Consider the following 9269-nt stretch of genomic DNA (forward strand, 5'->3'; position numbering starts at 1 on the left):
GGTTTAAATGTGGGAGGGGGCTTGCCCCCGATAGCGGTGCATCAGCCAATAAATAGGTAACTGACCTTCCGCCATCGGGGGCAAGCCCCTTCCCACAGTTGATTGCATTTCAATGTGGGGGATCAGGCCAGTTCAGGGGCGCTAGCGTACGCCTGTTCCAGCAACACGGTGAAGCGCACAAACGCATCCACTGCACCTTTTTCTACCGCCGCTTCTTCTTCGGCGCTCAATTGCAGGCCGTCGAGGGTGCGGGTAAAGCGCTTCCAGCCTTCAGCACGACCACCGGCCGCTCACCCAGATGGCGAGCCCCGAAGGTTTCGCTCAGGCCCAGGCCCACGGCCCGCTTGATCAGGAACGCAGCACCCAACTTGGACCCCTCGGAGACGAACAGCCAGCCCAGCGCTTCAGCTTTGCTCGGGTTGCTCACTGCACCGGCCACCGGAGCCGGCACGTCGGTGTCCAGGTCGGCGAGGTCCAGCTTGGCGGCTTCGGCGCGGCAGCGTGCGGCCAGGTCAGGGACGATCTTGATCAGTTCGGCATCGTTGTACAGGGCCACCAGTTCGGACTGGAACAGGTACTGCGCCACCACGAAACGGGCAAAATTGGCCGGGGTTTCGAACGGGGCGTGGGCCTTCACCAGGGCATCGAGCTTGGTGTGTGGTTCGTTGGTGATCTGGTTCAGGCGCTGGGAGCGCAGGCTTGGGCGTTCAGCGGTAGAAGAAGCGGTCATGAAAAAGTCCTTGAGAAGGGGAGCGCCTTGGTGCCCGAAAGAGAGCTGTTATCAACTAGACGAACAAGAAGACGCGGCACAGTAAAAAATCCTCACCTCGTCGGTGAAATTTCGACGAGGTGAGGGGGCTTTGTCAGATGTCCCAGATCACGTTGATCGCAAAGTTGCGGCCGGGCTGCGTCAGGCGGTCGAGGTTGGCCGGGCCGGTCACCGCGGCTTCGCCGACGCTGTCGTAGCTGCGCACGTCATCCCAGTTCCAGTACTTCTTGTCGGTCAGGTTGTAGAGGCCACCGTTGATGGTCACGTCATTGGTGACTTTGTAGTAGGCCGTCAGGTCGATGACCCCGAAGCCGGGCGTCTTGAACGGGGCACTGGTGTCGCCGTCCGGAGCGTGGAAGGTGGAGCTGTCGACGCGATTTTGTTTCTTCACCAGGGTCCAGCTCAGCAGGCCGCCGTAGTTGTCTTGGTCGTAGCCCAGGCCGAACACGCCTTTAAGCGGGTTGACGCTGTTCAGCGGTTCTCCGTTTTCATCGTTGCGACCGTAGGCGTAGGAGACGGAACCCTGGGTGTACAGGCCGTGTGGCGCACCGAACGCGTCCAGGCTCAGACGGCCCTTGGCTTCGGCACCTTTGATGGTGGCGCGCTTGATATTGACGGCCTGGAACTGCTCGACAGTGCCGCCGACCACCGCATTGTCTTCGTCGATGAAGTCGCGGTACTTGTTATAGAACACGGCGATCTCGAAGGATCCCTCGTCGAAATTGCCACGAAGACCGGTTTCGATGCCTTTGCTGGTTTCCGGCTTGAGGTCCGGATTGGGTTCGACGGTGTAGCCCAGGTTCAGGTTTTCAAATCGGCCGTACAGCGCCTTGGCGGACGGCGTGCGGAAACCTTCGGCGTATTGGCCGAACCAGGTGTATTGATCGGTCAGCGCGTAGGTCAGGCCAAACTTGGGTGTTACGCGGTGCCAGGTTTTTTCCTTGTCGCTGACAGAATCCGCGCCGGTAGGGTTCACCGTATTGAGGAATTCCTGGGTCAGCTTGGGCTTGAGCTGGGTGTAGTCGTAGCGTACTGCGGGCAGGAAGGTCCACTTGTCCCAGGTGATCTGGTCCTGTGCAAACAGCGAATACGTGTTGATGGTCGGGTCTGGGAAATCGCTGGATTTCTTCACACTGTCGGTGGCGATTGGGCTGGGTGCTCCAATGGCGGTGCAGCCACTGCCGACGGCCACGCAGGTCGCGCTGCCTTCGCGCGACCCCGTCACTTTTTGTTGCTTGAGCGTGGTGCCGTAGGTCACCTGGTGATCGGTTTCACCGAGGCTGAACGCTTTGTCCAACTGCGCATCGAAGATCCACTGTTTTTCCTGGTAAAGCGTGTCGCGGGTGCGCAATACGCGGCGGCCTGACTGATAGATTTCGGCTGTGGTCTGGTCGGTCTTGGCGATCTGGTAATTGAGGCTGGTCTTGATGCGGTCAGCAATGGGGGACTCAAGGGCAAAGGTGTTTTCCAGGCCGAAACGTTCACGGGTGATCGTGTCGTTACCCCGACGGTCCCGGTAGAGGTTAAAGCCTCTGCCACCGATGAACGGGCCACCCACCGCGTTCTTCAGGTTGACGTCACGATCATCCTTGTACTTCTCGTACGTCAGGCCCAGGCGGTTGTCATCGCCATAGTTCCAGCCGAGTTTCGCCAGGATATTGGTGGTACGCGCTTCTTCCGGGTTGGCGCCGGTGCGGTTCAGGCCGGTGGCGTTGTTGCCGTCATAGGATTCGGTTTCATGGCCATTGCGCTGGCTCAGGTGCAGCAAACCGTCGAAGTCCTGCACGCGGCCGGCGAAGGTGCCGGAGGTCAGCCAGCTTTCGTCGGCGGAACTGTAGCCGGTCTTCAGCCGGGCGCGACGTCCTGGTCGGGCTTGATGATGTCATCCGGGTCGAGGGTGAAGTAGCTGACGGCGCCGCCGATGGCGCTGCTGCCGTACAGGGCCGAGGCCGGGCCGCGCAGGATTTCCACGCGCTTGACGATTTCCGGGTCGACGTAGTTGCGGCGGGTCTTGGCGTAGGGGCCGTTGAAGAAGTTGTCCGGCACTTCCACACCGTCCACCTGGGTGAGGATGCGGTCGCCATCGATGCCGCGAATATTGAAGCCGGCGTTACCTGCACGGGTGCCGGCGCCGCCCACCGAAACGCCGGGCTCGTAGCGCACCAGTTCGCGGATGTTGTTGACGTTCTGGCGGTCCAGCTCTTCGCGCTCATGCACGCTGACGGTGCTCGGTACGCTGTTCACGTTCTGCTCGTTACGGGTGGCGCTGATGGTCACCTGTTGCAGATTGAGGGTGCTGCCTGCTGCGCGCTTTTCCAGCACGATGTTGTTGCTGCCCAGTTTGCGGTAGCTCAGGTTGGTCCCCACCAACAGCCGGTCCAGGGCTTTTTCCGGCGACAACGGGCCGCGTGCACCAGGGGACGACACGCCCTGGCCCAACTCTGCGGGCAGGCCGACCTGCCAGCCGGTCACGGCGGTAAAGGCGTTGAGGGCCGAGACCAGCGGCTGCTGCTCGATGCTGAAGGTGTAGTTGCCCTGGCTGCGTGAAACCGGTTCGGCGGCGGTGGCGCTCATGACCGGCGCACCCGCCAGCAGGATGGCAGCCGTCAGCAAGGACAGGACGGGAGAAGAAGACCGGCGGTTGAAACGAGAGGACATCGAGAGCGCTCCGGAGTACGAATCTTATAGTTGCGAACCGAATCAAATAGGAATCAGTTGCATTGGCTAAGACGAGACGTACCGCCGAAGGTTATCGAGTAAAAATAATTCTCATTTAGTTCAGGATGACCAGCGCCGGATATTCCGAGAGTCTGGCCGAGGTGATATGCGCCAGGGAGCGCACCACGTCCAGGGGCTGGTCGAGCCGGTAATTACCGGTGACCGCGACGCTGGCGAGCTGGTCGTTGGTGTTGACGATCCAGCCTGGGTAATAGCGGCGCAACTCGGCGAGCACTTCGCTCATCGGGCAGTTTTCGAAAATCAGCCGGCCTTGCACCCAGGCCAGGTCCTTGTTGGCATCCAGCTTGGCCGGTTGGCCGAAGCCGTTGGGGCCGATGCGGATACTTTCACCGGCGCGCAGGCGCACACGGGCATCGTCGAAGGTGTTGCTCAGGTCCACATCACCGCGCTGCACCTGCACCTGGGCCTCGCCATTGAGGTAGCGCACGGCGAAGGCGGTGTCGCGCACGCTGGCGCGCACCGGGCCGGCGTCGATTTCCAGGGGCTGGCCATGACTGGGCGCGACCTCGAAAAAAGCCTCGCCCTGGTACAGGCGGGCGATGCGCTGGTGGTCCTTGATGCTGCTGGAGAACGCCGAGTTGGTGTTCAGCAATACTTTCGAGCCATCGTCCAGTTGCAGGCGCTGGCGTTCACCCACCACGGTCAGGTGATCGGCTTGCAGGCGTACTGGCAGGTTGCTGAAGCTGAACAGGCCAATCAGCAGCACAGCGGCGGTGGCCAGTGGTTTCCAATGGGGTTTGATCCGGCGCCAGGTGCTGGGCTTGCGTGGCGCGGCCAACGCCACGGCGGCGCTGTGCACGGGCGCGCCACCCCAGGCGGCCTGGGCCTTGGCGAAGGCGTGGACGTGGGCCGGGTCGTCGGCCAGCCAGGCTTCAAACTCGGCCTGCTGCCCGGGCTGCGGGCACTGCATGGCGATCAGCCAATCGAGGGCCTGGTCCATAGCCGTGTCTTGCAACACCTCATGAGCCAGCTCATGGGGGCGCAGTTTATTCGGGTCCGTCACGGTGTGCCTCGGGTCTTCGCCACGTTCTATTCATTAATCCTACAGCCTGGGTCGACACTTCTGTCGGGTGCAGCTTAAGGCCGATCCAGCCGTTCGGCCACACCTACGCAGATGGCCATGATCAATTTCAGTTCCTTTTGCACGGTGCTCAAGGACACGTCCAACTGATCGGCAATCTCCTGGTAGCTGCACCCGTGCAGGCGGCTGAGGATGAAAATCTGCTGCTGGCGGGCGCTCAACTGGCCCAGGCTGACGCTCAGGTGTTCAAGCAGTTGCTCGGCCTGGGTCGCATCTTCGGGGGTGCTGATGGGGGCGGCGACGCTTTGCAGGATGTCGAACGGGACATCTTCCTGCAGCGTTCGGGCCTGAATCCTGCGCGAACGCAAGTGATCCAACGCCAGATTACGGGCGGTTTGGTAGACGAAAGGTTCAAGGTGATCGATCGGCCGCTCGCTGAGGGCCCGGGTGACGCGCAGGTAGGTTTCCTGCAACAGGTCCTCGGCGGTGCTGTGGTTATTCACCATGCGCTGCAAAGTGCGTAGCAGAATCACCCGTTGGGTGAGAAAGACTTGATTGAAGCGAGATTGGCTCACAGTGATACCAGACCGATTTGCAGTTAATGATAATGCTTATCATCAACTCAAATGGCAAGTGGCTATTTCTCTGAACCTACTTAAGGCAAATGAGGGAGGGAGCAAGCCCCCTCCTACACAAAAGCTCATCACAAAACGGGCTTACTCGGCGTTGCACAGCGCCAGGCAGTTATCCAGCATGCGGTTGGAGAAACCCCACTCGTTGTCATACCAAGCCAACACTTTGAGCAACTTGCCGCTCACTTTGGTGTGATTGGCGTCGAAAATCGACGACAGCGGGTTGTGGTTGAAGTCGCTGGATACCAGCGGCAGGGTGTTGTAACCGAGGATCTTCGAGTGCTGGCTCGCTTCCTTGAGCAGCGCGTTGACTTCTTCGGCGGTGGCTTCCTTTTTCAGTGTCACGGTGAGGTCCACTAGCGACACGTTGATCACCGGCACCCGCACGGCCATGCCGGTCAGCTTGCCCGCCAGTTCCGGCAGCACCAGGCCGACTGCTTCGGCGGCGCCGGTCTTGCTCGGGATCATGTTCTGGGTGGCTGAGCGAGCGCGGTACGGGTCGGTGTGGTAGACGTCGGTCAGGTTCTGGTCGTTGGTGTAGGCGTGGATGGTGGTCATCAGGCCGCTTTCGATACCCAACTCGCGATGCAGCACCTGGGCGACTGGCGCCAGGCAGTTGGTGGTGCACGAGGCGTTGGAGATGATCTGGTGGGATTGACGCAGAATGTCGTGGTTCACGCCATACACCACGGTAGCGTCCGCGCCCTTGGCCGGTGCCGAGATGATCACCTTGCGTGCGCCGGCGGTAATATGGGCGGCAGCCTTGTCACGGTCGGTGAACAGACCGGTGCATTCAAAGACCACGTCGATCTTGTGTGCAGCCCATGGCAGATCGGCCGGGTTGCGAATGGCACTCACGGCAATCCGGTCACCGTTGACGGTCAGGCTTTCCTGATCGTGAGCGACCTCTGCGTCGAATGTGCCATGTACGGTGTCGTATTTGAGCAGGTGGGCGTTGATCGAGCTGTCGCCCAGATCGTTGATGGCGACGATCTGCAAATCCTGGCGGTAGCCTTGGGTATACAGTGCGCGCAGGACATTACGGCCGATACGGCCAAAACCATTGATTGCGATACGAAGAGTCATTGGAGAGTGCCTGTCGTCGATTTGTTGTAAGAATTACAAGATTATTCGCATAAAAATAGAAAACAAGCCTTTTTAGTGGCAATATTTTGTTCAATCTACAACGAGTGACCTGAATCAACTGGTCCGATGATTTAAACGACACCCTGCCATCCCATGAGCTGCGGGCGTTTGATCAGCATAGACACTCAGGTCGCCACATCCGTTAGCCTGGAGTTCTACACATGCATCCCCGCGTTCTTGAGGTCACCGAACGGCTTATCGCCCGCAGCCGCGCCACCCGCGAGGCTTACCTTGCGCTCATTCGCGGCGCCGCCAGCGACGGTCCGATGCGCGGCAAGCTGCAATGCGCCAACTTCGCCCACGGCGTGGCCGGTTGCGGCACTGAAGATAAAAATAGTCTGCGCATGATGAATGCCGCCAACGTGGCAATTGTTTCGTCATATAACGACATGCTCTCGGCGCACCAGCCGTACGAACATTTCCCTGAACAAATCAAGAAAGCCCTGCGTGAAGTCGGCTCGGTCGGCCAGTTCGCGGGGGGGACGCCCGCGATGTGCGACGGCGTGACCCAAGGGGAGCCTGGCATGGAGCTGAGCCTGCTCAGCCGTGAAGTGATTGCCATGTCCACAGCGGTAGCGCTGTCCCACAACATGTTCGATGCCGCGCTGATGCTGGGTATCTGCGACAAGATCGTCCCTGGCCTGATGATGGGCGCGCTGCGCTACGGCCACCTGCCGATGATCTTCGTGCCGGGCGGCCCAATGCCGTCGGGCATCTCCAACAAGCAGAAAGCCGATGTGCGCCAGCGCTACGCCGAAGGCAAGGCCACCCGCGAAGAGCTGCTGGAATCGGAGATGAAGTCCTACCACAGCCCCGGCACCTGCACGTTCTACGGCACCGCCAACACCAACCAGTTGCTGATGGAAGTGATGGGCCTGCACTTGCCGGGCGCCTCGTTCGTCAACCCGTACACGCCGCTGCGTGACGCCCTGACCCGCGAAGCCGCGCATCAGGTCACGCGCCTGACCAAGGCCAACGGCAACTTCACGCCGATCGGCGAGATCGTCGACGAGAAATCCATCGTCAACTCCATCGTCGCCCTCAACGCCACCGGCGGCTCCACCAACCACACCCTGCACATGCCGGCCATCGCCATGTCGGCGGGCATCATCCTGACCTGGGACGACATGGCTGACCTCTCCGAGGTAGTGCCGACCCTGTCCCACGTGTATCCAAACGGCAAGGCCGACATCAACCACTTCCAGGCGGCGGGCGGCATGTCGTTCCTGATCCGTGAGTTGCTGGAAGCCGGGTTGCTCCACGAAGACGTGAATACCGTGGCCGGCAAGGGCTTGAGCCGCTACATCCAGGAACCGTTCCTGGTCGATGGTGAACTGGTCTGGCGCGACGGCCCTATCGAAAGCCTCGACGAAACCATCCTGCGCCCCGTGGCCCGTGCGTTCTCGCCAGAAGGTGGCCTGCGCGTGATGGAAGGCAACCTGGGGCGTGGCGTGATGAAAGTCTCCGCCGTGGCGCCGGAACATCAAATCGTCGAAGCACCGGCAGTGGTGTTCCAGGATCAGCAAGACCTGGCCGATGCGTTCAAGGCCGGCCAGTTGGAAAAAGACTTCGTCGCGGTGATGCGCTTCCAGGGCCCGCGCTCCAACGGCATGCCGGAATTGCACAAGATGACGCCGTTCCTTGGCGTGTTGCAGGACCGTGGTTTCAAGGTGGCGCTGGTGACAGACGGGCGTATGTCCGGCGCGTCGGGTAAGATCCCCGCCGCGATTCACGTCAACCCCGAAGCTCAGAGCGGCGGGCCACTGGCGCGGGTGCGCGATGGCGATATCATTCGTGTGGATGGCGTGACCGGCACCTTGGAGCTTAAGGTGGACGCCGAAGCATTTGCAGCGCGCACGCCTGCCACGGGCCTCCTGGGCAATAACGTGGGGGCCGGTCGCGAGCTTTTTGCATTTATGCGCTTGGCCGCAAGCTCCGCAGAGCAGGGCGCCAGCGCCTTTACCTCTGCCTTGGAGACGCTTAAGTGAAGTTAGCGCTGGTCGGTGATATCGGGGGCACCAACGCCCGTTTTGCAGTGTGGCGAGATTCGGCGCTGCACTCGATCCGGGTGCATGCCACGGCGGATTACCCAAGCCCTGAGGCGGCGATCAAGGTCTATCTGAAGGAAGAAGGCCTGGAAATCGGGGACATCGGCGCGGTGTGCCTGTCGGTGGCCGGGCCGGTGAGCGGCGATGAGTTCAAGTTCACCAACAATCACTGGCGCTTGAGCAAGACGGCGTTTTGCAAGACGTTGCAGGTGGAGGAACTGCTGCTGGTCAATGATTTCTCGGCCATGGCCCTGGGCATGACCCGCCTGCAGCCCGACGAATTTCGCGTTGTCTGCGAAGGCACGCCGGAGCCGTTGCGCCCGGCGGTGGTGATCGGGCCGGGTACGGGCCTGGGCGTCGGCACACTGCTGGACCTGGGCGCTGGTCGTTACGCGGCGTTGCCAGGGGAGGGCGGCCATGTCGACCTGCCCCTGAGCAGCCCGCGGGAAACCCAGCTGTGGCAGCACATCTACACCGAAATTGGCCACGTCAGCGCCGAAACGGCGTTGAGCGGTGGCGGTTTGCCGCGTCTGTACCGGGCGATTTGCGCGGTCGACGGCCACGCGCCGGTACTGGACACGCCCGAAGCCATCACTGCGGCAGGCCTGGCCGGCGATCCGGTGGCGATGGAAGTGCTGGAGCAATTCAGCGTCTGGCTGGGCCGGGTTGCGGGCAACAACGTGTTGACCACCGGCGCACGCGCCGGCGTGTACATCGTAGGCGGCGTGATACCGAGGTTTGCCGACTTCTTTATCCACAGCGGTTTCGCCAAGAGCTTCGCGGACAAAGGCTGCATGAGCGACTACTTCAAAGGTATTCCGGTGTGGTTGGTGACCGCGCCGTATTCCGGGTTGACCGGGGCGGGTGTGGCATTGGAACAGGCATTTGCTTAGGCAGTGATGGCCTCATCGGGG

At 61.2% G+C, this 9269-nt stretch carries 5 protein-coding genes and 2 pseudogenes; 2 read left to right on the forward strand and 5 right to left on the reverse strand.

Annotation, left to right across the window (positions count from 1 at the left end; genetic code table 11):
• Positions 1 to 122: 122 nt before the first annotated feature.
• The 5 genes and pseudogenes from IQK56_RS26585 to gap all read right to left on the reverse strand — a co-directional run bounded on the left by IQK56_RS26585 (position 123) and on the right by gap (position 6247).
• Positions 123 to 730 (reverse strand): annotated as a pseudogene (locus IQK56_RS26585) (biliverdin-producing heme oxygenase).
• 133 nt (positions 731 to 863) lie between these two features.
• Positions 864 to 3427 (reverse strand): annotated as a pseudogene (locus IQK56_RS26590) (TonB-dependent receptor).
• Between the two features lie 115 nt (positions 3428 to 3542).
• Complete coding sequence (locus IQK56_RS26595) at positions 3543 to 4511, reverse strand: FecR domain-containing protein (RefSeq protein ID WP_193901883.1); 969 nt, start codon at positions 4509 to 4511, stop codon at positions 3543 to 3545.
• 74 nt (positions 4512 to 4585) lie between these two features.
• Positions 4586 to 5104, reverse strand: coding sequence for an RNA polymerase sigma factor (locus IQK56_RS26600; RefSeq protein ID WP_122305482.1), 519 nt, complete (start codon positions 5102 to 5104; stop codon positions 4586 to 4588).
• 141 nt (positions 5105 to 5245) lie between these two features.
• Positions 5246 to 6247: a type I glyceraldehyde-3-phosphate dehydrogenase gene (gene gap, locus IQK56_RS26605; RefSeq protein ID WP_032890857.1), complete on the reverse strand. Its 1002-nt coding sequence runs from the start codon at positions 6245 to 6247 to the stop codon at positions 5246 to 5248.
• A 221-nt stretch (positions 6248 to 6468) separates the two neighbouring features.
• Between gap and edd the strand changes: the two genes are divergently transcribed.
• Positions 6469 to 8295, forward strand: coding sequence for a phosphogluconate dehydratase (gene edd, locus IQK56_RS26610; protein WP_112196621.1), 1827 nt, complete (start codon positions 6469 to 6471; stop codon positions 8293 to 8295).
• Positions 8292 to 9248, forward strand: a complete 957-nt coding sequence (locus tag IQK56_RS26615; protein WP_193863850.1) for a glucokinase — start codon at positions 8292 to 8294, stop codon at positions 9246 to 9248. Before edd ends, IQK56_RS26615 begins: the two co-directional genes overlap by 4 nt.
• Positions 9249 to 9269 lie beyond the last annotated feature (21 nt).

The sequence above is a fragment of the Pseudomonas cyclaminis genome (assembly GCF_015163715.1).
Lineage (GTDB): Bacteria > Pseudomonadota > Gammaproteobacteria > Pseudomonadales > Pseudomonadaceae > Aquipseudomonas > Aquipseudomonas cyclaminis.